Source organism: Enterobacter cloacae complex sp. BZL2005, assembly GCF_049238885.1.
GTDB lineage: Bacteria > Pseudomonadota > Gammaproteobacteria > Enterobacterales > Enterobacteriaceae > Enterobacter > Enterobacter roggenkampii.
Map to the genome: position 1 here is coordinate 15519 of NZ_JBMKGI010000020.1, position 21907 is coordinate 37425.

Here is a 21907-nt window from a genome sequence, read left to right on the forward strand (position 1 = left end):
AGAAGCCGCTAATTGATTAGCGGCTTTTTTTTTATCCGTTTGCGCACTAACATAGCTGAAACCTCAGCGAAAAGGAGTTACCGATGAAACTGTTCTACAAACCGGGCGCGTGCTCTCTTGCTTCCCATATCACCCTGCGCGAGAGCGGCAAAGATTTCACGCTGGATGGCGTTGATCTGATGAAAAAACGTCTGGAAAACGGCGATGACTTTCTTGCCATTAACCCGAAAGGACAGGTTCCGGCGCTCCTGCTGGATGACGGTACCCTGCTGACCGAAGGCGTGGCGATTATGCAGTTCCTGGCCGATAGCGTGCCCGATCGCCAGCTGCTGGCCCCGGTCAGTACCATTTCTCGCTATAAAACGCTGGAATGGCTGAACTACATTGCCACCGAGCTGCACAAAGGCTTTACGCCGCTGTTCCGCCCGGATACGCCGGAAGAGTTTAAGCCGACCCTGCGCGCCCTGCTGGAGAAAAAGCTGCAGTACGTTAACGAATCGCTGAAAGACGAACAGTGGATTGGCGGCTCGCGCTTCACGATCGCTGATGCGTACCTGTTCACCGTGCTGCGCTGGGCACGTGCGGTTAAGCTGAATCTGGAAGGGTTAGACCACATTGCATCGTATATGAAACGCGTGGCTGAACGTCCTGCGGTGGCTGCAGCGCTGAAAGCGGAAGGGTTGAATTAACCGAGCAGACTGTGTTCCCGGGTGGCGCTGACGCTTACCCGGCCTACGAATTCCGTAGACCCGTGCCAGCGCAGCGCCACCCGGCATCGTTTAAAGCTGGGTTGCGCTGAAATAGTGCTCCGGCTTCGCGATACGATCCTGTGCCGCGACCACCTGCAGTTCATATTCCTGCATCTCTTTCGTCGCAATCATAATTTCGTACACCGCTGCCGTAACGTGCTCCAGCGCGTCCCTCACCGTTGCACCCTGAAGCAGTTTCACCAGCAGCAGCCCGCTGGTCACATCGCCCACGCCCACCGGCTGACGCGGGCCAAAATCCACCAGCGGACGGCTGATATGCCAGGCATCCTCTTTCGTCACCAGCAGCATCTCAAAGCGATCCTGGCTTAGCCCTGCGCGCGCGAGGTGTTTTACCAGCACAACCTCAGGCCCCTGCGCGATCAGCTCGCGTGACGCGCTTACGGCCTCTTCTTCGCTGTTAACCGGATGCTCGCAGAGAATTTCCAGTTCGACCAGGTTTGGCGCAATGATATCGCTGGCGGGCAGCGCATGGCGAACGTGGAATTCTGCTACGCCTGGCGCCACGATACAGCCTTTCTCCGGATGGCCCATAACGGGGTCGCAAAAGTATTTTGCCGACGGGTTGGCAGCCTTTACCTGACGCACGATGCCGAGGATATGTTCCCCCTGCTCCGCTGAACCAAGATAACCGCTCAATACGGCGTCACAGCGCTTGAGCTGGTCGATATCGGCAATGCCCTGCACCACCTCGGTGAGGTGTGAAGGCGGCATTACGCAGCCGGTCCATTTTCCATACTGCGTGTGGTTAGAGAACTGAACGGTATTGAGGGGCCAGACGTTGACGCCGAGGCGGCGCATCGGGAATTCCGCAGCGCTGTTGCCAGCATGTCCAAAAACAACGTGGGACTGAATGGCGAGGATGTTCTTCATTTTATGCTTACCAAACCCTGAAAAAACAAAAGGGGCGTGGTTTCCCACGCCCCTCGAGACTGTTAATTATTTCCAGCAGACAAGGCAGTAGTTTTTCTTACCGCGACGCAGCAGGGTGTAGCGGCCATACAGACGGTCGCCATCAACAAAGGTGTATTCCGGGTCAGCCTGCTTTTCACCGTTGATGGTGATCGCGTTTGAGGCGATGGTTTTACGCGCCTGACCGCGGGAAGGCTGCAGCTCAGAATCCACCAGCGCCTGCATCAGGTCAGCCCCTTTCTCCATCTCAACCATTGGCACGCCGTCCTGCGCCAGCTGTTCGAAGTCCGCTTCGCTCAGATCGCTCAGGGTACCGTTGAACAGGCTTGCAGTAATGCGTTTTGCCGCGGCCAGACCTTCTTCACCGTGAACCAGTTTGGTCACTTCATCTGCCAGCACGTACTGCGCGCGTGGCGCTTTACCGCTGTTCTTGTCTTCTTCTTCCAGCGCATTGATGTCTTCAATATCCATAAAGGTGAAGAACTTCAGGAAGCGATAAACATCGGCATCCGCCGTGTTGATCCAGAACTGGTAGAATTTGTACGGGCTGGTTTTCTTCGGATCGAGCCATACCGCGCCGCCTTCGGTTTTACCAAATTTGGTACCGTCAGCTTTGGTAATCAGCGGAACGGTCAGACCAAAGACCTGATTCTGGTGCAGGCGACGGGTCAGGTCGATACCGGAGGTGATATTACCCCACTGGTCAGAACCGCCAATCTGCAGGGAAACACCGTGCAGCTTGTTCAGGCAGGCAAAGTCATACCCCTGCAGCAGGTTGTAGGAGAACTCGGTAAAGGAGATACCCTGGTCGTCACGGTTCAGACGCTGCTTCACGGCCTCTTTGTTAATCATCTGGTTAACAGAGAAGTGCTTGCCGATGTCGCGCAGGAAGGTCAGCACGTTCATGCTGCCAAACCAGTCGTAGTTGTTCGCGGCAATCGCGGCGTTATCGCCACAGTTGAAGTCGAGGAACGGTGCAACCTGTTTGCGGATCTTATCGACCCACTCCTGCACGGTATCTTCGGTGTTCAGTTTACGCTCAGCGGCTTTAAAGCTTGGGTCACCAATCAGACCGGTCGCGCCGCCCACCAGGGCAACAGGCTTATGGCCCGCCATCTGGAAGCGTTTCAGGCATAACAATGGAACAAGATGCCCCAAATGCAAGCTGTCAGCGGTGGGATCGAAGCCGCAATAGAGCGCGATCGGGCCTTGCGCCAGTCGCTCTGCTAACGCTTCCTCGTCCGTCACCTGGGCCACGAGGCCCCGCTCTTGCAATTGTTTAATCAAGTTACTGCTTGCCATCAAATTCTCCATGTATAAACGACTGCACCTTTGCCGGTACACGACTTTTCGCCTGATGCGAAAGGACCATAGAATAAAGCGCAAGCACGGTGTGCGCTAGCGCTTAAATCAACAAATTTCGGGGATTACGGCGCCAGTCTGTCGATTTTCCAGCCGCCATTCTCGCGCTGGTATAAAAAGCGGTCGTGCAGGCGATGTTCGCCCCCCTGCCAGAATTCGATTTGCTCAATCGGGATGCGGAAACCACCCCAGAAGCTCGGCAGCGGGATTTCACCCTGCTGGAACTTCTGCTTCAGCTCGAGAAATTTACTTTCCAGCACGCCGCGGGCGGAAATGCGGCTGGACTGTTTTGATACCCAGGCGCCAATCTGGCTGTCACGCGGACGACTGTGGAAATACTTCACCACTTCCAGCGTCGAGAGACGTTCCGCTTTGCCGGTCACCATGACCTGACGTTCCAGCATGTGCCACGGGAACAGCAGGCTGATACGCGGATTGTTTTCCAGATGATGCGCTTTGCGGCTGCCAAGGTTGGTATAGAACACCAGCCCTTTCTCGTCATAATGCTTGAGCAATACGATACGCTGATACGGTTGACCGTTTTCATCTACCGTTGCGACAACCATCGCCGTTGGGTCGGCAAGTTTCGCTTCGCAGGCCTGTTTTAGCCAGCGTTCAAAAAGCACGAGGGGTTCAGCGGGAAGATCCTGGCGACGCAGGCCGCCTTTGGTGTATTCACGGCGCAGATGCGCAATTTGCTGCAGTTCGTCGTTATCTGACATGGCGTTAGCTGACATTGAGAGTGGGTGGCGCTATTGTGCGCCGCCCCTGTAAAAATCTCAACGCTTCGGATTTTCGAGCTGGCAATTGTTCAGCACAATACGGTCGCGTTTGTAGACCGTGGCGCTGTCGCCTTTCGACCAGAAGACATAGATACCGTCGGTGTAGCGTGCGCCCGAGGCCGAAATGCCCTGCTTCAGCGTCAGCAATTTATTGTCGTAAACAAAACTGGCTTCCTGGCGCGGATTGTTCAGCTTCACGGTCAACGGTTTTTCGTCGCAGCGATACTCCAGGGTATCGGTCTGCATGCGCTCAACGAGCTGGTTGTAGACGCTGCATCCTGACAGCAGCAAAGGGGCGGCAATAAGAAGAAGTTTTTTCATGGGCATATTCCGAAGACTATCCTGGTCCTGGAGGGCATGGCTGCCCCCCTGTTTCGTTCCATTCTAACGACGACGCGCCGCGCTGAATTTCAGTTAACTCTGATTATGACGCGGATTTGCCGGGAAAATCGCCCCTAGCACGCTCGCCTCGCGCGCACCGGTTACCGACGGTAAATTGCCCGGCAGCCCGGCAACGGTGCGCCAGGCAAGCCAGGCAAAGGCCAGCGCCTCCATATCATCCCCGCTGATGCCGGCCTCATCGGTCGTCGACACTTCGGTACCCGGCAGCAGCCCGGCAAGACGCGCCATCACCAGCGGGTTACGGCTTCCCCCGCCGCACACCAGCAGGCGTTCACATCCGCCGCTAAGCAGCACCTGTTCAGAAATCGACACGGCCGTAAGCTCGGCAAGCGTCGCCTGAACATCCTGCGGCGCGAGCGCCGGGAATGACGCCAGCTGGCGCTCAAGCCAGCCAAAGTTGAAGTATTCACGCCCCGTGCTTTTCGGTGCCGGTAAGGCAAAATAAGGATCGCTCAGCATGGACTGCAGCAGCGGGAGAATCACCTTACCCTCACTCGCCCACTCCGCATTTTTATCATACGGTTGACCGCACTGACGCCAGATCCAGGCATCCATTAACATATTGCCCGGGCCGGTATCGTAGCCGCGGACCGGCTGCCCCGGAATAAGCATCGACAGATTGGCGATCCCACCAATGTTGAGCACCATACGCCGTTCTGAAGGGTGCGCCAGTAGTGCCTGATGAAACGCGGGCACCAGCGGTGCGCCCTGTCCGCCAAGAGCAATATCGCGACGACGGAAATCGCCGACCACCGTGACGCCCGTCTTCGCCACAATCTGGTTGTTATCGCCGATCTGCAGGGTGTGCGGGGCATCGCCGATGGGTTCATGCCAGACCGTTTGTCCGTGACACCCGATGGCCACCACATCCTGCGGTCGAAGATGTTCTTTTTGCATCAAAGCCTGCACCGCATCCGCAAACAGCGCCCCCAGGCGGACATCCAGCTGTCCAAGCTGCGAAAGGGTCAGCTGCTGCCCCTGACAGATACTGAGAATATCCTCTTTCAGTGAAATGGGGATTGGCCAGGTCAGGCTCGCCTGCTGCGCCACCATGTTCTCATCAATGGCAGCCAGAACGACATCTACCCCATCCAGACTGGTACCTGACATCACACCAATGTAGCGACCCGATTTCATGCGCTTTCCTTACGTTGCGTGGGCTAAGGATATCCACTCAACCATAAACGGCGTCGCTTTGCCATCCGTCAATAATATTTTTTAACAATGTCAGACGGGTAGCGTGGGCGGATCCTGTTTATGTCTCGTTAAGTCAAATTCAAGTACAATTTTCCTATTGTTAGTGCAAAGATATGAACGATGGCCCCTTATGCCATATAATTTAGCCATAACGGATGCCCCCCATCGGGCGTTTTTGGTGAACAGGAGATTCAAATGATTTTACGTGTACTGGGCGTTTCGCTGATTGGTTTAACTCTGGCTGGCTGTGTGAATGACAGTTCACTTTCTGGCGACGTGTATAGCGCTTCTGAAGCGAAACAGGTTCAGAACGTGACTTACGGTACCGTTGTTAACGCACGCCCTGTACAGATTCAGGGTGGTGATGAAAACAACGTGATGGGCGCCATCGGCGGTGCCGTTCTGGGTGGTTTCCTGGGTAATACCGTCGGCGGCGGTACGGGCCGTTCTCTGGCAACAGCCGCAGGCGCAGTGGCCGGTGGTGTAGCAGGCCAGGGTGTTCAGGGTGCGATGAACAAAACCCAGGGCGTTGAGCTGGAAATTCGTAAAGACGACGGCAGCACCATTATGGTTGTTCAGAAACAAGGCAGCACCCGCTTCTCCGCAGGTCAGCGCGTTGTGCTGGCAAGCAACGGAAGCCAGGTGACCGTTTCTCCACGTTAATTAAAAATGGATGTGGCCATTGGGCCACATCCATTTACAATATACATCACTTATACGAATATTTTTACAAAATATATTCGCCCCACAAATATTTAATCTCATCGTATATTGTCTCCGCGCAAAGTATTTATTGCATTACTTGCTTAGACTCTTCGCAATTACCTCTTCATAATTTATTTCTCATTTTGTAAAAACTTATATGCTTGCGAATAGTCGTTGTCTAAAAGGTCGTTATATCTCGTTCTGTTTCGGTTGCCTTGTCGTCATCGGAATATTACAAGCTCTCTTTTCAAAAGTGGTTGAATGGGTTCCCTCCTTCTCGCCTCTTTTGTTCCCTACGCTCACCATTTTTTTACTCGTGTTTCACCTGTTTATTGCCTGCTTTATGGCAATGAAATACTGGTGTGATAAGCGGCGGCTCTATCTGATTGCGATCGCCTTTGCCTTTGCCGGTTCGGCACTGTTGATGGTCGGAACGCTGTCCAGCTTTCCAGCGTGGCTGAACCTCTATCAGTTCAACGTCGTGAACTACAACGATGCGATGATCTACTTTATGTTCCGCCACTTTTTAATGGCGGTGTTGTTCATCGTTGCGGCAATACTCTATCCTACGCGCGATTACCCCTTTTCACGGTTGGCACATATCTCAATTGTGAGCGGGGCGTTTCTCTTTACCGCCTGCGTTGTGGGACTGGCCTGGATATATTCCAGTCACTCGCCCTTGTTATCCATTGACCTGGTTGATAACGAAACCCGTCAGTTTATGGTGCTCTGGAGCCAATGCATAAATATTTCTTTAATTGTCTTCTGGGTGGTTTCATTAGTAACGCTGATGTTTGTCACGCGCGTGCGCAATTTATTCTGGGTAGGCGGAAATTTCCTGTGCGTTTGCTATATCGTCACGCTCGCTATGCTGTTAGTAGGCGGACATGCTGAAGATATATCGTGGTATCGCGCCCGGCTATTTGAAACCGTCGCTACGCTGATGATTATTTTTGTACTGCTCTACGACGTCTTCATGCTGTACCGTGATTCCCATTTAAAATATCAGCAGTCATATCAAAATTCGATTCGCGATCCGCTTACGCGCCTGTATAACCGCAGCTATTTTTATGAATCGTTAAACCAGGCGCTGGACATGGCGAAACCCAGCCGCCCAGTTTCGGTTATCGTCAGCGATCTCGACCGCTTCAAGCGTATCAACGATAACTATGGCCACCTTCAGGGAGACAAAGTCTTACAGTTTGTCGCCAATCTGCTAATGGATTCCGTACGCCCGCAGGACATCGCGGCTCGAATCGGCGGTGAGGAGTTTGTGCTGATGCTGGCCAACACCTCTTCAGATGCAGCCCACCAGGTGGCGGAACGTATTCGGTTGAAGCTAAGCAGCTTTGATAAAACCAGCAGCGGAGGGCAGCTACCTGAGCCGATTACCATCAGCATGGGAGTATTTACGGCGACGTCATCGTCCGTGACCGCAGAAGCGTGCGTGGAGAGTGCCGACAAGGCGATGTATGAAGCGAAGGAGACAGGCCGTAATCGAGTGGTGGTCTTTAAGTAAAAAAAGGCCTTGCTGCTGCAAGGCCTTAGTGTTGATCAGTCGCGAGACTGTAGCTCATGGATGTTTTGCTCAAGGCGAGCAATGAGGCTAATGAGCATTTCCAGCTCCGCCGGTGAAACGCCTGAAAGGATTTCACCGCGCGTTTTGGTAATCACAGCTTCCATTTCAGTAATGATAGGCGCCGCTTTCTCAGTGAGTTTAATCCGCTTGGCGCGACGATCGCTGGCGCAGGTTTGTCGGGAGATCAGCCCCTTCTCTTCCAGCTGGTCAAGCGTGCGCACCAGTGACGGTTGCTCAATGCCTATCGCTTTTGCCAGTTGAATTTGCGACTGGTCGGGCGGCAGCTGATGAATGTTGTGCAGCGTGACCCAATGCGTCTGCGTCAATTCCAGAGGTTTCAGGCGATGGTCAATCAGAGCACGCCAGACGCGTACCAACCTTGCCAGATCAGAACCTAATGGCGATTCCAATTTCATCTCCTTATAATTAGCTTGCTAAGTTATTATACTGATTTTAGAATAGTGTGCAGCATTTGTAATGGCAAAACAAATGCAATACTGCATTCATCTAACTCAAAAGTATGACTTACACTGAATTGTGATGCTTCTTCATACTCAGACAAGCCAACACGGCATTCTGTTCACTGCAAAGGATCTCTGCTCGTGACCTTTTTTCATCGCTCAGAGGGTTTACCCCTCCAGGACCTGATCTTCGGTGCGTCAGTCTACTTTCCCCCTCTGTTTAAAGCCGTGCTGGTGGGCTTTATTCTTTGGCTCATCGCGCATCGCCTGCTTCGCGACTGGATGTACTCCGGCGAAATCTGGCATCCCATGCTGATGGATCTCTCCCTGTTTGCCCTCTCCGTGTGCCTGGGCCTTGCTGTTCTGATCGTGTGGTGACTATGCCCCTGAAAACGCTGAAGTACTTTTCCACCCTGTTTGTCCTGGTCCTTGCGCTGTTCGCCGGATGGTGGCTCTGGAATTATTACATGCAGACGCCCTGGACGCGTGACGGTAAGATTCGCGCTGAGCAGGTCAGCATTACCCCGCAGGTATCGGGAAGCATTACGTCGCTGCTGGTTAAGGATAACCAGTACGTTAAAAAGGGAGAGGTTTTATTCCGAATCGACGACACGCCGTACCATATCGCGATTCTGAATGCCCAGGCGCAGCTGGCAAAAGCCCAGTCTGATCTGGCAAAGGCCAACAACGAGGCCAACCGCCGCCGTCACCTGTCGCAAAACTACATCTCCGCGGAAGATTTAGACACCGCCAACCTCAACGTTAAGGCGATGCAGGCGAGCGTCAACGTGGCTGAGGCGACGCTGAAGCAGGCGCAGTGGGAGCTGACCCAAACCGTGATTACCGCCCCTGTCGATGGATGGGTGACCAACCTTTCCGCCCGCGTGGGTAACTATGCCACCACGGGACAGCCCGTTTTCGCCCTGGTCGACAACCACTCCTTCTACGTAGTGGGCTACTTCGAAGAGACCAAGCTTCGGCATATTCGCGAGGGATCGCCAGCAGCGATTACGCTGTACAGCGGCTCGCAAAGGTTACAGGGTCACGTCTCCAGCATTGGTCGCGCCATTTACGATCAAAGCGTTGAAACAGATTCCAGCCTGGTGCCGGATATCAAGCCGAACGTCCCCTGGGTGCGTCTCGCTCAACGCGTGCCTGTTCGCGTGGAGTTTGACCATTTACCGCAGGGCATCACGCTGGTATCCGGCACCACCTGCACTGTCTCCATCGGAACCCCTTAATGAAGCTGCAGGCGCTCTCCTGGCAAAACTCGCCGTGGATGAAAGCGACGCGTCCTCAGTGGCGCTACGCGCTGCGTAACGGCATTGCCATGTGTCTGGCGCTGACCGTCGCCTATTACCTGAACCTGGATGAGCCATACTGGGCGATGACCTCTGCCGCAGTGGTGAGTTTTCCCACCGTTGGTGGGGTGATCAGTAAAAGCCTTGGGCGTATCGCCGGCAGCCTGCTGGGTGCCACGGCGGCGTTAATTATCGCCGGCCACACGCTGAACGACCCATGGCTGTTCCTCCTGAGCATGGCGGCATGGCTGGGATGCTGTACCTGGGCCTGCGCCCATTTCACCAACAACGTCGCCTACGCTTTCCAGCTGGCGGGCTATACCGCCGCCATTATTGCCTTCCCGGTGGTGAATGTGCTCGATACCACCGAGCTGTGGGATATTGCACAGGCGCGCGTCTGCGAAGTGATTGTCGGGATCCTCTGCGGCGGATTTATGATGATGATCCTCCCCAGCACTTCCGACGGCACCGCACTCATCACCGCCCTTAAAACCATGCACACCCGGCTGCTTGAGCACGCGAGCCTGCTGTGGCAACCGGATACCAGCGATGAGATCCGTCTCGCCCATGAAAAGGTGATAGGACAGATCCTGACAATGAATCTGCTGCGTATTCAGGCGTTCTGGAGCCACTACCGCTTTCGCCGTCAGAACACCCTGCTTAACTATTTGCTGCACCAGCAGCTGCGCATGACCAGCGCCATCTCCAGCCTGCGCCGGATGCTGCTCAACTGGCCAACGCCGCCGGAAAACACGCGCGCGGTGATTGAAACGCTGCTCGCAACCCTTGCGCGCCCGGATGCAGACATCTACACGGTCGCGCGAATAATCGCCCCGCTCGCCCCGGTGGATGAATATGATTATCGCCATCGCGCCTTCTGGCAGCGTCTGAATTACTTTTGCCGACTCTACCTGCGCAGCAGCCGCTGGATTAACGCGGTAGAGAACGCCACGCCGGTCACGGAGTTCAACGTTCCCGGGAGCCCGGCTCTCGCCCGCCATACCGACTACCTGGAAGCGCTGTGGAGCGGTTTTCGCACCTTTTGCGCGCTGATGCTGGTGGGCGCGTGGAGTATCACCACGCAGTGGGAGTCCGGTACGGCGGCCCTGACGCTCGCCGCCATCAGCTGCGTGCTTTACTCCGTCGCGGCCTCGCCGTTTAACTCGCTGACGCTCCTGCTGCGCACCCTGGTGCTGCTGTCGCTGTTCAGTTTCGTGGTGAAATTTGGCCTGATGGTGCAGATAAGCGATCTCTGGCAGTTCCTGCTGTTCCTCTTTCCGCTGTTGACCACCATGCAGCTACTCAAGCTGCAGATGCCGAAGCTGGCGGGACTGTGGGGACAGCTGATTGTCTTTATGGGCTCGTTTATCTCCGTGACGAATCCACCGGTGTACGATTACGCCGATTTTCTCAATGACAACCTGGCAAAGATCCTTGGCGTGGGGCTGGCGTGGCTGGCCTTCGCGGTGCTGCGTCCCGGCTCCGATGCCCGCAAAAGCCGCAGGCATATCCGGGAGTTACGCCGGGGGTTTGTCGACCAGCTCAGCCGCAAGCCGCATCTTCGTGAGAGTGAGTATGAATCGCTGGTTTATCATCACGTCAGCCAGCTCAATAACAGCCAGGACGCGCTTTCCCGGCGCTGGCTGCTGCGCTGGGGCGTGGTGCTGCTGAACTGCTCGCACGTGGTCTGGCAGCTTCGCGGGTGGGAAACGCGTTCCGACCCGCTGTCGCAGGTGCGTGACGTTTGCATCTCCCTGCTGCGTGATGTCATGAGCGAACGCGGGGTCCAGCAGCGGCCGCTGGAAGCCACGCTGAATGAACTGCAGCGGATCTGCGATACGCTTGCACGACATCATCTCCCCGCCGCCCGCGATTTGGCCTCGATAATCTGGCGGCTGCACTGCTCGCTGTCGCAGCTGGAACAGGCACCACCGCCGGGTACGATTGGAGATCAGATCACGCCGCAGGCATAACGCGCCCCGCCGCCGCCAAGCGGTTTAGGCTGATCGGACATATTGTCGCCGCCGACATGGATCATCAGCGCTTTGCCTTTCACCTCATCCAGCTTTTTCAGCCGCGGCGCGACAACGGGATCGGTGGCTTTACCGTCGTTATTGACCACCAGCACGGGCAGATCGCCCAGATGTCCCATGCCTTCCGGGCCCTCATGCTTGCCGGAGTGCTGCGGGTCAAGGTGACCGCCTGCCGCTTCCGCAGCCGACGGTTTCCCCTCTTTTAACGCGGGCTGACAGCTTCCTTTAGCGTGAACATGAAAACCATGCTCACCGGGAGGGAGTGCTTTGAGGTTGGGAGCGAACTCCAGTCCTTTATCGGTTTCCGTGATTTTCACTGTTCCGATGGACTGACCTACCCCCTGAGAGGTGACGAGATTCATTTCCACTTCGTCGCTGGCTGCCTGCGCCCCTGCGCAAACAACCAGCGCGACCATTGCCAGAGCAAAACGCTTCATATGACCTCCGCTGGTTATTTTTTGCCCCTTAAGTGTATACCAGGGGCAAAGATTTCACCGGAAAGTCATCTTCTGGCGGTTTATGGCACGTCGTAACCCAGCGCAGCCTTGCGGATGCGGAACCACTGCTGGCGGGTCATCTGCAGCTCTTCAGCGGCCAGTGCAGAACGCACGCGTTCAATTTTGCCAGAACCAATAATCGGCAGCGGTTTTGACGGCAGACGCAGGATCCAGGCGTAAACCACCTGTTCGATGCTCTCCGCGTTCAGCTCGCGGGCGATGGTGTCCAGCTCGTTACGCAGCGGCTGGAATTCATCATCATTGAACAGGCGTCCGCCTCCCAGGCATGACCAGGCCATCGGGCGAATGCGCAGCTGCTGCAGCTGGTCGAGAGTCCCGTCCAGCAGCAGCGGCTGATGTACCGGGGAGATCTCCACCTGGTTGGTAGCGAGGGTAAACGGCAGACGAGACTGAAGCAGCGCAAACTGCGCCGGGGTAAAGTTGGAAACGCCAAAGTGACGCACTTTGCCGCTCTGATGCAGGTTCAGGAAGGCTTCTGCCACCTCATCGGCATCCATGAGCGGGTCCGGACGATGGATTAACAGCAGGTCGATACGGTCGGTCGCCAGGTTGACCAGAGACTGCTCAGCGCTCCTGATGATATGCGCGCTGTCGGTGATGTAATGCCCAAGGGCGTGTTCCGGTTTTGCCGTGGTGGCAATCCCGCACTTCGTGACGATCTCCATGCGGTCGCGGAGTGCCGGAACCAGCTTGAGCGCCTCGCCGAATGCGGCTTCACACTGATAGCCACCGTAAATATCCGCATGGTCGACCGTGGTAACGCCCAGATCGATATGCTCTTCAATAAAGCTCGCCAGCTGGAGGGGGGACATATTCCAGTCCATCAGGCGCCAGTAGCCCATCACAAAACGGGAGAATTCTGGCCCCTGGGGGGCAAGGGTAATTCGCTGAACCATAACATTTTCCTCAAGGACGTGATGTCATGAGTATACGCAATTACCGTGTTAAAAAAGTGAAGGTTGCTGGGGTTCTTCGGTCTCACCGGCTTTGTTTGCGCGTATTTTGCGCAGAAGACGCTGACGGCAGAGGCGTAACACCTCCTGCTTTTGCGTGTCGCTAAAGTTTTGCCAGTTAAAACGCTCATCGCGGGTACGCATGCACCCGCGGCAATATCCGCGTTCATCCACCTGACAAATCCCCCGGCACGGGCTCTGGATGGGGAAAAACTCCAGCTGCTCTGCCACACTCACCTCCGGATAACCACTCTCACCTACAGTGAAGACGCTAAACGCGCCACGTGCAAGGCCCATACCACAGATTTGTGGCATTAAGGTTTCACTAATCTTCCTTCTTTATACTCGGCCCATCATGACAATGACAGGTTTACCGATCGATGTGGTTAATCAAAAAGTTACAATGTAACGATATTAAATTTACTCTGGGCTGTGCACTCTTCTTTACTCTAATCAACGGGCTGTTTATCCAGCGCAGCTGGGCCATTATTGCCCCTGCGCACCTGCACGACATCCTCTTTGCCGCGTCCGTACCGCTGGTGCTGTTTTGCGGCTGGGTGATTGTCTTTAGCCTGCTGAATATCCCCTATATCCGTAAGCCGCTGCTGATCGTCTTAACGGTCGGATGCGCCGCGGCTACCTACTTTATGTACACCTACGGCGCGGTGATCGATCAGAACATGATTGTGAACGTGTTCGAAACCAACTCTCAGGAAGCGACAGCCCTGGTGACCCCGCAGATGATTCTGTGGATTGTTATCGCAGGCCTCGTTCCCTCCGTGGTGCTGGCGTTGACCCGCATTCGTACCGGGAAATGGTGGTATGCCCTGCTGACGCGCGTCGCCGCGATGCTCGGTGCCCTGCTGGTGATTATCCTGATTGCGGCGCTGTTTTATAAAGATTACGCGTCGCTGTTTCGCAACAACAAAAGCATCGTCAAAATGGTGACCCCGGCCAACTATGTCAGCGCCGTGGTGAAGTACAGCAAAATGCGCTGGTTTGCCGGCGATCAAACGCTGGTGCGGATTGGCGAAGATGCCCATAAAGGACCGTTGATTTCCGGCCAGCAAAAGAAAACCGTTCTGGTGCTGGTCGTTGGGGAAGCCTCTCGCGCGGCGAACTACTCCCTGAATGGTTACGATCGTGAAACGAACCCGGAGCTGAAAAAGCAGGATGTGATTAACTTCCCGCAGGCCTCCTCTTGCGGCACCGAAACCGCCGTTTCCGTTCCGTGCATGTTCTCGGGCATGACGCGCAGCAAATACGATGCCGACCTGGCTCACCATCAGGAAGGCCTGCTCGATGTGCTCAAGCATGCAGGTATCAACCTGCTCTGGCGCGACAACGACGGCGGCTGTAAAGGCGCCTGCGATCGCGTACCGCATACCGATATGACGCAGTGGAATCTGGATCAGTTCTGCAAAGACAAATCCTGTATTGATGATGTGAATTTCTACCGTCTGGACAACGTGCTGGATGGTCTGAAGCAGGACACGGTGCTGGTTATCCACCTGATGGGGAGCCACGGTCCGGCATACTATCGCCGTTACCCGGACAATTTCCGTAAATTTACCCCAACCTGCAACACCAATGAAATTCAGGATTGCGACCATCAGGCGCTGATGAATACCTATGACAACACCATCCTGTATACCGACAGCATGGTCAGCAAAACCATTGATGCGCTGAAAGCGCGCCAGGCAAGCATGAACACCGCCCTGATTTATCTCTCGGATCACGGTGAGTCACTGGGTGAAAGCGGCATTTATCTGCACGGTACGCCGTACATGCTGGCGCCGGAGCAGCAAACGCACATTCCGTTTATGTTCTGGCTGTCACCCGACTACGCGAAAAACTTTGGCATCAATGAACAGTGTTTACGCGACCACGCTGCAAAAAATGCGGTTTCCCAGGACAATTTGTTCTCGACCGTACTGGGTATGATGGACGTGAAATCAAACGTTTATCAACAGCAGCTGGATATTCTGAGCACATGTCGGCAATAAACTCGCTTGCATTAGACCGAACGGTCTATTAGAGTGCGGCCATGAGCAGAAATACTGAACACGATACCCGCGAACATCTCCTGGCAACCGGCGAGCGTCTTTGCATGCATCGCGGGTTTACCGGTATGGGGTTGAGCGAGTTATTAAAAACCGCTGAGGTACCGAAGGGGTCGTTTTATCACTACTTCCGGTCCAAAGAGGCCTTTGGCGTGGCAATGCTGGAGCGTCATTACACGGGCTACCACCAGCGTCTGGCGACCCACTTTGCGTCGGGTGAAGGAAACTATCGGGATCGTGTTCTGAACTACTATCAGGAAACGCTGAACCAGTTCTGTCAGCAGGGCATTATCAGCGGATGCCTGACGGTCAAGCTGTCTGCCGAGGTGTGCGATCTTTCCGAAGATATGCGCTCGGCGATGGATAAGGGTGCCCGCGGCGTGATCGCCCTGCTGGCCCAGGCGCTGGAAAAAGGCCGCGACGAAAAAACGCTGGCCTTTACCGGCGACCCCTTAATGCAGTCTCAGGTGCTCTATTCCCTGTGGTTAGGGGCCAATCTGCAGGCAAAAATTTCGCGCAGTGCCTTGCCGCTGGAAAGCGCGCTGGCACATGTGCAAAACAGCATTACTGCGCCTGGCGTATAACGGGCGCTTTTTATTTACTTTATTACTAGTCGACTGGTCTACTCAGGAGTCTTTATGTCAGCTGAAAAACTGTTTACCCCATTGAAAGTGGGTGCCGTCACGGCGCCAAACCGCGTGTTCATGGCTCCGCTGACCCGTCTGCGCAGCATTGAGCCGGGTGACATCCCAACCCCGCTGATGGGCGAATACTACCGTCAACGCGCAAGCTCTGGCCTTATCATTACGGAAGCCACGCAGATCTCTGCTCAAGCGAAGGGTTACGCCGGTGCGCCGGGCCTCCATAGCCCGGAGCAGATTGCCGCATGGCAGAAAATTACCGCAGGCGTTCACGCTGAAGAGGGCCGCATTGCGGTTCAGCTGTGGCACACCGGTCGTATCTCTCACAGCAGTATCCAGCCTGGCGGTCAGGCACCGGTCTCCGCGTCGGCCCTGAGCGCCAATACCCGTACGTCCCTGCGCGATGAAAACGGCAATGCGATCCGCGTGGATACCTCTATGCCGCGCGCGCTGGAGCTGGACGAAATCCCGGGGATTGTTAACGACTTCCGTCAGGCCGTAGCCAACGCCCGTGAAGCCGGCTTTGACCTGATTGAGCTGCACTCCGCGCATGGCTATCTGCTGCACCAGTTCCTGTCACCGTCGTCAAACCATCGCACCGATCAGTACGGCGGCAGCGTCGAAAACCGCGCCCGTCTGGTGCTGGAAGTGGTGGATGCGGTATGCAATGAGTGGAGCCCGGACCGTATCGGGATCCGCGTCTCCCCAATTGGGTCTTTCCAGAACGTCGACAACGGCCCGAACGAGGAAGCGGACGCGCTCTATCTGATTGAAGAGCTGGCCAAGCGCGGTATTGCCTATCTGCACATGTCCGAGCCTGACTGGGCCGGCGGTAAGCCTTACACTGAAGCCTTCCGCCAGAAAGTGCGCGAGCGCTTCCACGGCGTGATCATCGGTGCAGGCGCCTATACCCCAGAGAAAGCCGAAGACCTGATCGGCAAAGGGCTGATTGATGCCGTCGCGTTTGGCCGCGACTACATCGCCAACCCGGATCTGGTTGCTCGTCTGCAGAAAAAAGCGGCGCTGAACCCGCAGCGTCCGGAAAGCTTCTACGGCGGCGGCACGGAAGGCTACACCGACTACCCTTCTCTGTAATCTCGCCATTGTTCATTGATAGCGGCGACACTTCGCCGCTATACTAAAACATCGTTTCTGTTCAAAAAGCTTTTTTATTCCATTGGTTAATGAGGAAATTATGCGCCTACTTCACACCATGCTGCGCGTTGGCGACCTGCAACGTTCAATCGATTTCTACACTAACGTCCTGGGCATGAAGCTGCTGCGCACCAGCGAAAACCCGGAATACAAATACTCGCTGGCGTTCGTGGGTTACGGCCCGGAAACGGATGAAGCGGTGATCGAGCTGACCTACAACTGGGGCGTTGACAGCTATGAGCTGGGCACGGCCTACGGCCATATCGCGCTGGAAGTGGACAACGCGGCCGACGCGTGCGAACGCATTCGCAAAAATGGCGGTAACGTTACGCGCGAAGCGGGCCCGGTAAAAGGCGGCACCACCGTGATTGCGTTTGTGGAAGATCCGGACGGTTACAAAATCGAGCTGATTGAAGCCAAAGACGCCGGTCGCGGTCTGGGCAACTGATCCCTCAGGGCGCAACGTGCGCCCGTAGTTTTACTGCATCACCCCGCAAAATTTGCCATAATGCGCTCTGCTTTTTCCCCATGTAAGAGACCCTGATGTCCGATAACGCTCAATTTAGCGGTCTGTGCGACCGTTTTCGTGGTTTTTATCCCGTTGTGATTGATGTAGAAACAGCCGGATTTAACGCTAAAACCGATGCGCTGCTCGAAATTGCCGCCATCACGCTGAAGATGGATGAACAGGGCTGGCTTACACCGGACACCACGCTGCATTTCCACGTTGAACCTTTCGAAGGGGCAAACTTACAGCCGGAAGCGCTGGCGTTTAACGGTATCGATCCGCATAACCCGCTGCGCGGTGCCGTCAGTGAATATGACGCGCTGCACGCCATTTTTAAAATGGTGCGTAAAGGCATGAAAGAGAGCAACTGCAGCCGCGCCATTATGGTGGCCCATAACGCCACCTTCGATCACAGCTTTACCATGGCTGCCGCCGAGCGGGCCGCGCTCAAGCGCAACCCCTTCCACCCGTTTGTGACCTTCGATACCGCCGCGCTGAGCGGCCTGGCGCTGGGACAAACGGTGTTATCAAAGGCCTGTATTACGGCTGGCATTCCGTTCGACGGCACGCAGGCGCACTCCGCGCTGTATGACACGGAGCGTACCGCAGAGCTGTTCTGTGAGATCGTCAACCGCTGGAAGCGTCTGGGCGGCTGGCCGCTGCCGATGGATGATGAGGCCGAGCGCCAATCGTAGGTCGGGTAAGCGCAGCGGCACCCGACAAAAAAAAGCGACCACATAGCAGGTCGCTTTTTTATTTCCGCAGAAAGTTACTCTGCGTCCGGCTCTTCCGTTTTGTACTTCGCCGCGGTTTCTTTGATCAGCTGCTGCAGTTCGCCGCGCTGATACATTTCAATCAGGATATCGCAGCCGCCAACCAGTTCACCGTCTACCCACAGCTGTGGGAAGGTCGGCCAGTTCGCGTACTTAGGCAGCTCAGCGCGGATGTCCGGGTTCTGCAGGATATCAACGTAAGCAAAACGCTCACCACAGGCAGACAGCGCCTGAACCGCTTGCGCGGAGAAGCCGCAGCTTGGCAGCTTTGGAGAACCTTTCATATACAGCAGAATCGGGTTTTCAGCGATCTGGCGCTGGATTTTTTCAATAGTGGTGCTCATGTCTTGCTTCCTTTAACTTCTGTTACGGCATTCGTCTGACATTGTAGCGGTTCAGACTGGCATCGGAAAATAACATTTTTGTCACGTATAGACATTCTACCCCGAGTCACGAAAAGTTGCATTGCAAATGGTGTTTACCCCTGCGGCGGCCAGGGTTTTGCTTAGGGAATAGGCAAATGTACGACAGAACGATGAATTTTTTTGCACTTGCTAACGAAACAGGATTAGAGATTGAAAAATGGTATTAACTTTCTGGCTTTTTATGGATTAGAATCGACGGGCTTTGTAAATCACACGCGGGTATTATTGATGACCTGCATTTATCAGGGGACTGCCCAGTGGCGCGGATAAATAAAATCTCGATCACGCTCTGTGCTTTACTGTTTACTTCACTCACCTTCACGCCAGTGGCAAACGCCTCTCAGCAGGCGCGGCATTCTGCTGTACAAAAAAACCATCTGGTGAAAGCCACAGAACGTAAGAAAAAAACCACCGCTAAGAACGACAAGAAAAAGACAACCACACAGACTAAAAAAACCGCTTCCAGCAAGACGAAAACCACCTCTTCCCGCACTGCCCACACCGCCAAAAGTAAAGCTTCGCAAACCGCCGCTAACCTCGTGACTGAAAAATGCATCGCGCGTAAAGGCCATAAGGCGAAATGCACCAAGGTCACAAAAATAGCGGAAGTGCATAAAGTACGCGTGCAGAAAGCGCAAAAAACCGCAATGAACAAGCTGATGGGGCAGATTGGCAAACCGTATCACTGGGGCGGGACTTCGCCACGTACCGGTTTTGACTGCAGCGGCCTCGTCTATTACGCCTATAAAGATCTGGTCAAGTTCCGCATTCCGCGCACCGCCAACGAGATGTACCACCTGCGCGACGCGTCCCCGGTCAACCGAGGAGAGCTGGAGAACGGCGATCTGGTCTTCTTCCGCACGCAGGGCCGCGGGACGGCTGACCACGTTGGCGTCTATGTCGGCAACGGAAAATTCATCCAGTCACCGCGTAGCGGCCAGGATATTCAGATCACCTCGCTCAGGGAAGACTACTGGGTGCGTCATTACGTTGGCGCGCGTCGCGTGATGACGCCGAAAACCATTCGCTAACCCCTGCCCTGCCACACCCGTGGCAGGGTAAGTTCCTCTTTTGCATACCCTTTCAATTTGCTATCCTGTCCCTGTTGTCTGTGTGGTTATTGGCAACACAAAATACAATAAGGAGAGAAGCAATGTCGTTCGAATTACCTGCACTACCGTATGCAAAAGACGCCCTGGCCCCGCACATTTCTGCGGAAACCCTGGAATATCACTACGGCAAGCATCACCAGACGTACGTCACCAACCTGAATAACCTGATCAAGGGCACCGATTTTGAAGGCAAAACGCTGGAAGAGATCGTGCGCAGCGCTGAGGGTGGCGTATTCAACAACGCCGCTCAGGTGTGGAACCACACCTTCTACTGGCACTGCCTGGCGCCAAACGCCGGTGGCGAACCTGTCGGTGAACTGGCTACCGCCATCAACGCCGCCTTTGGCAGCTTCGCGGAATTCAAAGCGAAGTTCACCGATGCCGCCATCAAGAACTTCGGTTCAGGCTGGACGTGGCTGGTCAAAGAGGCGGATGGCAAACTGGCTATCGTGTCTACCTCTAACGCAGGCACCCCGCTGACCACCAGCGCGAAGCCGCTGATGACCGTGGACGTATGGGAACACGCTTACTACATCGATTACCGTAACGCGCGCCCTAACTACCTGGAGCACTTCTGGGCACTGGTCAACTGGGACTTTGTGGCGAAGAACTTCGCCGCGTAAGAGACACGCAGAAGGGCTCGCCCTTCTGCGTTTTTGGTTTATTCCGCAGCGCAGGCTGCTTCTGGCTGTTTACGACCCGACATCATCACCAGCAGCAGACCGAGCGCGGCAATAATCGCCCCCATCACCGGCACAAAACTGTATCCCATCCCACCGGAAATCACGGCCCCACCGGCCGCCGCACCGAGCGCATTGCCCAGGTTAAAGGCGCCAATATTGACCGAGGATGAGAGGCCCGGCGCTTCATGCGCGACACGCATCACGCGCATCTGCAGCGGTGGCACCACCGCGAACGTTGCAGCCCCCCAGACGACCATTGCGATCGCGGCACCAAACTCGTTACGCGCCAGCCACGGAATGGCGATCATGATAACAATCAGCAGGGTTAAGAAGCCCTTCAGCGTTCCGCTCACGGAACGGTCGGCAAATTTCCCGCCGAGATAGTTGCCAATCGAGAAGCCCACGCCAATCAGCACCAGCATCGCGGTCACAAAGAGAGGCGTTGCGTGGGTGATATCGTGCAACACCGGTGAAATATAGGTGTAGAGGGTAAACATCGCCCCTGCCCCCAGCACGGTGGTCAGCAGCGCGGAGAGCACCTGCGGGCGCATCAGCACTGCCAGCTCCTTACGCACTTCCGGACGTTCTCCGGCGCTGCCCTTTGGCAGGGAGAAGAACAAGGCCACCATCGCGACCACGCCCAGTCCGGCCGTCGCCAGGAAGGACATCCGCCAGCCAATGACCTCGCCCAGCCAGGTTGCCGCAGGAACGCCGCCGATGTTAGCGATGGTCAGGCCCATAAACATGGTGGCTACGGCGCTGGCCTGCTTGTGTTTCGGCACCACGCTTGCCGCCACAACCGACCCCAGCCCAAAGAACGCGCCGTGGTTAAGGCTGGTCAGAATACGCGAAAGCATCAACGTGGTGTAGTCCGGCGAAATGGCCGAAAGCACGTTGCCGAGGGTGAAAATCGCCATCAGGAAAATCAGCGCATTGCGGCGCGCGCGGTGTGAAAGAAGAAGCGTCATCAGCGGCGCCCCCACCATCACGCCAATGGCGTAGGCGCTGATTAACATGCCGGCCGCAGGGATCGAGACGTCCACGCCGCGGGCGATAACGGGCAGTAACCCCATCGGGGAAAATTCAGTGGTGCCAATCCCAAAAGCGCCAATCGCCAGGGCCAGCAGGGGAAAATTGATTTTCATGCGTCAACTCCGGATGCCGTGTCATGTGGTGACACAGAACAAAGAAGCGGAAAGCATGACATCAATCACAAAAAATGAGAAGTTAACAAAATGGCAAAAGATTTTTGCCTTAGGAGTAACAATCGGGGGGAGCGGGAGGGAGAAGGCTCTCCCTCCGCGTAAATCAGTGCAGCGCGGCCGTCAGACCCGCCGCGACAATCAGAGCCAGCACAACCACGGTGGTGAACAGCGAAAACTTCAGATCGGAACTCATCAATTTTTCTCCTTTTAATCCCCCCACGAAAAGTGAGCCTGCTCATTTTTGCATAATTTACGTCAAAAATCTTCCTGGATTTAGGCTGATAAACACTTTACCTCTTCCCCTTTTCATCAAGATAGGACAAAATTCCACGCTAAATTTATTAGCGTACCGGCCATTGACCCCCTCCTG

The 21907-nt window shown here is 55.3% G+C and carries 25 protein-coding genes; 13 read left to right on the forward strand and 12 right to left on the reverse strand.

The genetic code is table 11. From position 1 onward, the window contains the following. Positions 1-83 precede the first annotated feature (83 nt). Complete coding sequence (gstA, locus tag ACOTXI_RS22160) at positions 84-689, forward strand: glutathione transferase GstA (RefSeq protein ID WP_008500572.1); 606 nt, start codon at positions 84-86, stop codon at positions 687-689. A gap of 90 nt (positions 690-779) precedes the next feature. Here the strand turns inward: gstA and pdxY are convergent, their stop codons facing one another. The 5 genes from pdxY to anmK form a co-directional block, all read right to left on the reverse strand. Beyond that, entirely contained in the window at positions 780-1640 is an 861-nt protein-coding gene (gene pdxY, locus ACOTXI_RS22165) for a pyridoxal kinase PdxY (RefSeq protein ID WP_058653693.1), read from the reverse strand. A gap of 66 nt (positions 1641-1706) precedes the next feature. Beyond that, positions 1707-2981 carry a tyrosine--tRNA ligase gene (tyrS, locus tag ACOTXI_RS22170; RefSeq protein ID WP_008500574.1) on the reverse strand — a complete coding sequence of 425 codons (1275 nt, stop codon included), beginning with the start codon at positions 2979-2981 and terminating at the stop codon, positions 1707-1709. A gap of 125 nt (positions 2982-3106) precedes the next feature. Further along, on the reverse strand, positions 3107-3763 hold the full coding sequence (gene pdxH, locus ACOTXI_RS22175) for a pyridoxamine 5'-phosphate oxidase (RefSeq protein ID WP_008500575.1): 657 nt from the start codon (positions 3761-3763) through the stop codon (positions 3107-3109). A gap of 57 nt (positions 3764-3820) precedes the next feature. After that, a complete protein-coding gene (gene mliC, locus ACOTXI_RS22180) occupies positions 3821-4150 on the reverse strand; it encodes a C-type lysozyme inhibitor (RefSeq protein ID WP_085930290.1) in 330 nt (109 codons plus the stop codon). An 87-nt stretch (positions 4151-4237) separates the two neighbouring features. Continuing rightward, positions 4238-5362 (reverse strand): anhydro-N-acetylmuramic acid kinase, encoded by a 1125-nt coding sequence (gene anmK, locus ACOTXI_RS22185; RefSeq protein WP_023343975.1) that lies wholly within the window; start codon positions 5360-5362, stop codon positions 4238-4240. Between the two features lie 255 nt (positions 5363-5617). On the opposite strand from anmK, the gene slyB reads away from it, so the two are divergent. Continuing rightward, positions 5618-6085, forward strand: coding sequence for an outer membrane lipoprotein SlyB (gene slyB, locus ACOTXI_RS22190; protein WP_008500578.1), 468 nt, complete (start codon positions 5618-5620; stop codon positions 6083-6085). A 199-nt stretch (positions 6086-6284) separates the two neighbouring features. Then, a complete protein-coding gene (locus tag ACOTXI_RS22195; protein ID WP_039266200.1) occupies positions 6285-7646 on the forward strand; it encodes a sensor domain-containing diguanylate cyclase in 1362 nt (453 codons plus the stop codon). A 35-nt stretch (positions 7647-7681) separates the two neighbouring features. Here the strand turns inward: ACOTXI_RS22195 and slyA are convergent, their stop codons facing one another. Then, complete coding sequence (slyA, locus tag ACOTXI_RS22200) at positions 7682-8122, reverse strand: transcriptional regulator SlyA (RefSeq protein ID WP_021241135.1); 441 nt, start codon at positions 8120-8122, stop codon at positions 7682-7684. Positions 8123-8308: 186 nt separating this feature from the next. Here slyA and ACOTXI_RS22205 point away from each other — a divergent pair, with 186 nt between their 5' ends. Genes ACOTXI_RS22205 through ACOTXI_RS22215 form a run of 3 tightly spaced genes read left to right on the forward strand, consistent with a single transcriptional unit; the run spans position 8309 to position 11441 of the window. After that, complete coding sequence (locus ACOTXI_RS22205; protein WP_039266199.1) at positions 8309-8545, forward strand: DUF1656 domain-containing protein; 237 nt, start codon at positions 8309-8311, stop codon at positions 8543-8545. A 2-nt stretch (positions 8546-8547) separates the two neighbouring features. Continuing rightward, positions 8548-9408, forward strand: coding sequence for an HlyD family secretion protein (locus ACOTXI_RS22210; protein ID WP_058653694.1), 861 nt, complete (start codon positions 8548-8550; stop codon positions 9406-9408). Further along, the gene (locus ACOTXI_RS22215) at positions 9408-11441 is read left to right on the forward strand and encodes an FUSC family protein (protein ID WP_023292628.1); all 2034 of its coding nucleotides are present in this window, start codon (positions 9408-9410) and stop codon (positions 11439-11441) included. Before ACOTXI_RS22210 ends, ACOTXI_RS22215 begins: the two co-directional genes overlap by 1 nt. On the opposite strand, the gene sodC is transcribed toward ACOTXI_RS22215, so the two are convergent. From sodC to ACOTXI_RS22230, 3 genes are all read right to left on the reverse strand, one after another. Continuing rightward, positions 11420-11938, reverse strand: a complete 519-nt coding sequence (gene sodC, locus ACOTXI_RS22220) for a superoxide dismutase [Cu-Zn] SodC (protein ID WP_008500584.1) — start codon at positions 11936-11938, stop codon at positions 11420-11422. The two genes, ACOTXI_RS22215 and sodC, sit on opposite strands and share 22 nt — an antisense overlap. A gap of 80 nt (positions 11939-12018) precedes the next feature. Then, positions 12019-12915 carry an aldo/keto reductase gene (locus ACOTXI_RS22225; RefSeq protein WP_008500585.1) on the reverse strand — a complete coding sequence of 299 codons (897 nt, stop codon included), beginning with the start codon at positions 12913-12915 and terminating at the stop codon, positions 12019-12021. 48 nt (positions 12916-12963) lie between these two features. Further along, positions 12964-13203, reverse strand: coding sequence for a DUF1289 domain-containing protein (locus ACOTXI_RS22230; RefSeq protein ID WP_008500587.1), 240 nt, complete (start codon positions 13201-13203; stop codon positions 12964-12966). 149 nt (positions 13204-13352) lie between these two features. Between ACOTXI_RS22230 and eptA the strand changes: the two genes are divergently transcribed. The 5 genes from eptA (at position 13353) to rnt (ending at position 18034) form a co-directional block, all read left to right on the forward strand. Then, complete coding sequence (gene eptA / locus ACOTXI_RS22235; protein WP_058653696.1) at positions 13353-14978, forward strand: phosphoethanolamine transferase EptA; 1626 nt, start codon at positions 13353-13355, stop codon at positions 14976-14978. A gap of 41 nt (positions 14979-15019) precedes the next feature. Then, entirely contained in the window at positions 15020-15619 is a 600-nt protein-coding gene (locus tag ACOTXI_RS22240) for a TetR/AcrR family transcriptional regulator (protein ID WP_058653697.1), read from the forward strand. A 54-nt stretch (positions 15620-15673) separates the two neighbouring features. Continuing rightward, a complete protein-coding gene (locus ACOTXI_RS22245; protein WP_058653698.1) occupies positions 15674-16771 on the forward strand; it encodes an alkene reductase in 1098 nt (365 codons plus the stop codon). Between the two features lie 100 nt (positions 16772-16871). Then, positions 16872-17279: a lactoylglutathione lyase gene (gene gloA, locus ACOTXI_RS22250; protein WP_008500591.1), complete on the forward strand. Its 408-nt coding sequence runs from the start codon at positions 16872-16874 to the stop codon at positions 17277-17279. 95 nt (positions 17280-17374) lie between these two features. Then, on the forward strand, positions 17375-18034 hold the full coding sequence (rnt, locus tag ACOTXI_RS22255; protein WP_008500592.1) for a ribonuclease T: 660 nt from the start codon (positions 17375-17377) through the stop codon (positions 18032-18034). Positions 18035-18108: 74 nt separating this feature from the next. Here the strand turns inward: rnt and grxD are convergent, their stop codons facing one another. Beyond that, on the reverse strand, positions 18109-18456 hold the full coding sequence (grxD, locus tag ACOTXI_RS22260) for a monothiol glutaredoxin 4 (RefSeq protein WP_003832760.1): 348 nt from the start codon (positions 18454-18456) through the stop codon (positions 18109-18111). A gap of 338 nt (positions 18457-18794) precedes the next feature. Between grxD and ACOTXI_RS22265 the strand changes: the two genes are divergently transcribed. Both ACOTXI_RS22265 and sodB read left to right on the forward strand, forming a co-directional pair. Further along, positions 18795-19568: a C40 family peptidase gene (locus tag ACOTXI_RS22265; protein ID WP_058653699.1), complete on the forward strand. Its 774-nt coding sequence runs from the start codon at positions 18795-18797 to the stop codon at positions 19566-19568. Positions 19569-19690: 122 nt separating this feature from the next. After that, positions 19691-20272 carry a superoxide dismutase [Fe] gene (sodB, locus tag ACOTXI_RS22270; RefSeq protein ID WP_021241127.1) on the forward strand — a complete coding sequence of 194 codons (582 nt, stop codon included), beginning with the start codon at positions 19691-19693 and terminating at the stop codon, positions 20270-20272. 38 nt (positions 20273-20310) lie between these two features. Here sodB and ACOTXI_RS22275 read toward each other — a convergent pair whose 3' ends face one another. Together ACOTXI_RS22275 and ACOTXI_RS22280 are read right to left on the reverse strand one after the other, a co-directional pair. Next, positions 20311-21477: an MFS transporter gene (locus ACOTXI_RS22275; RefSeq protein WP_023327203.1), complete on the reverse strand. Its 1167-nt coding sequence runs from the start codon at positions 21475-21477 to the stop codon at positions 20311-20313. A 163-nt stretch (positions 21478-21640) separates the two neighbouring features. Then, positions 21641-21730 (reverse strand): YnhF family membrane protein, encoded by a 90-nt coding sequence (locus tag ACOTXI_RS22280; RefSeq protein ID WP_008500596.1) that lies wholly within the window; start codon positions 21728-21730, stop codon positions 21641-21643. Between the last annotated feature and the right edge of the window lie 177 nt (positions 21731-21907).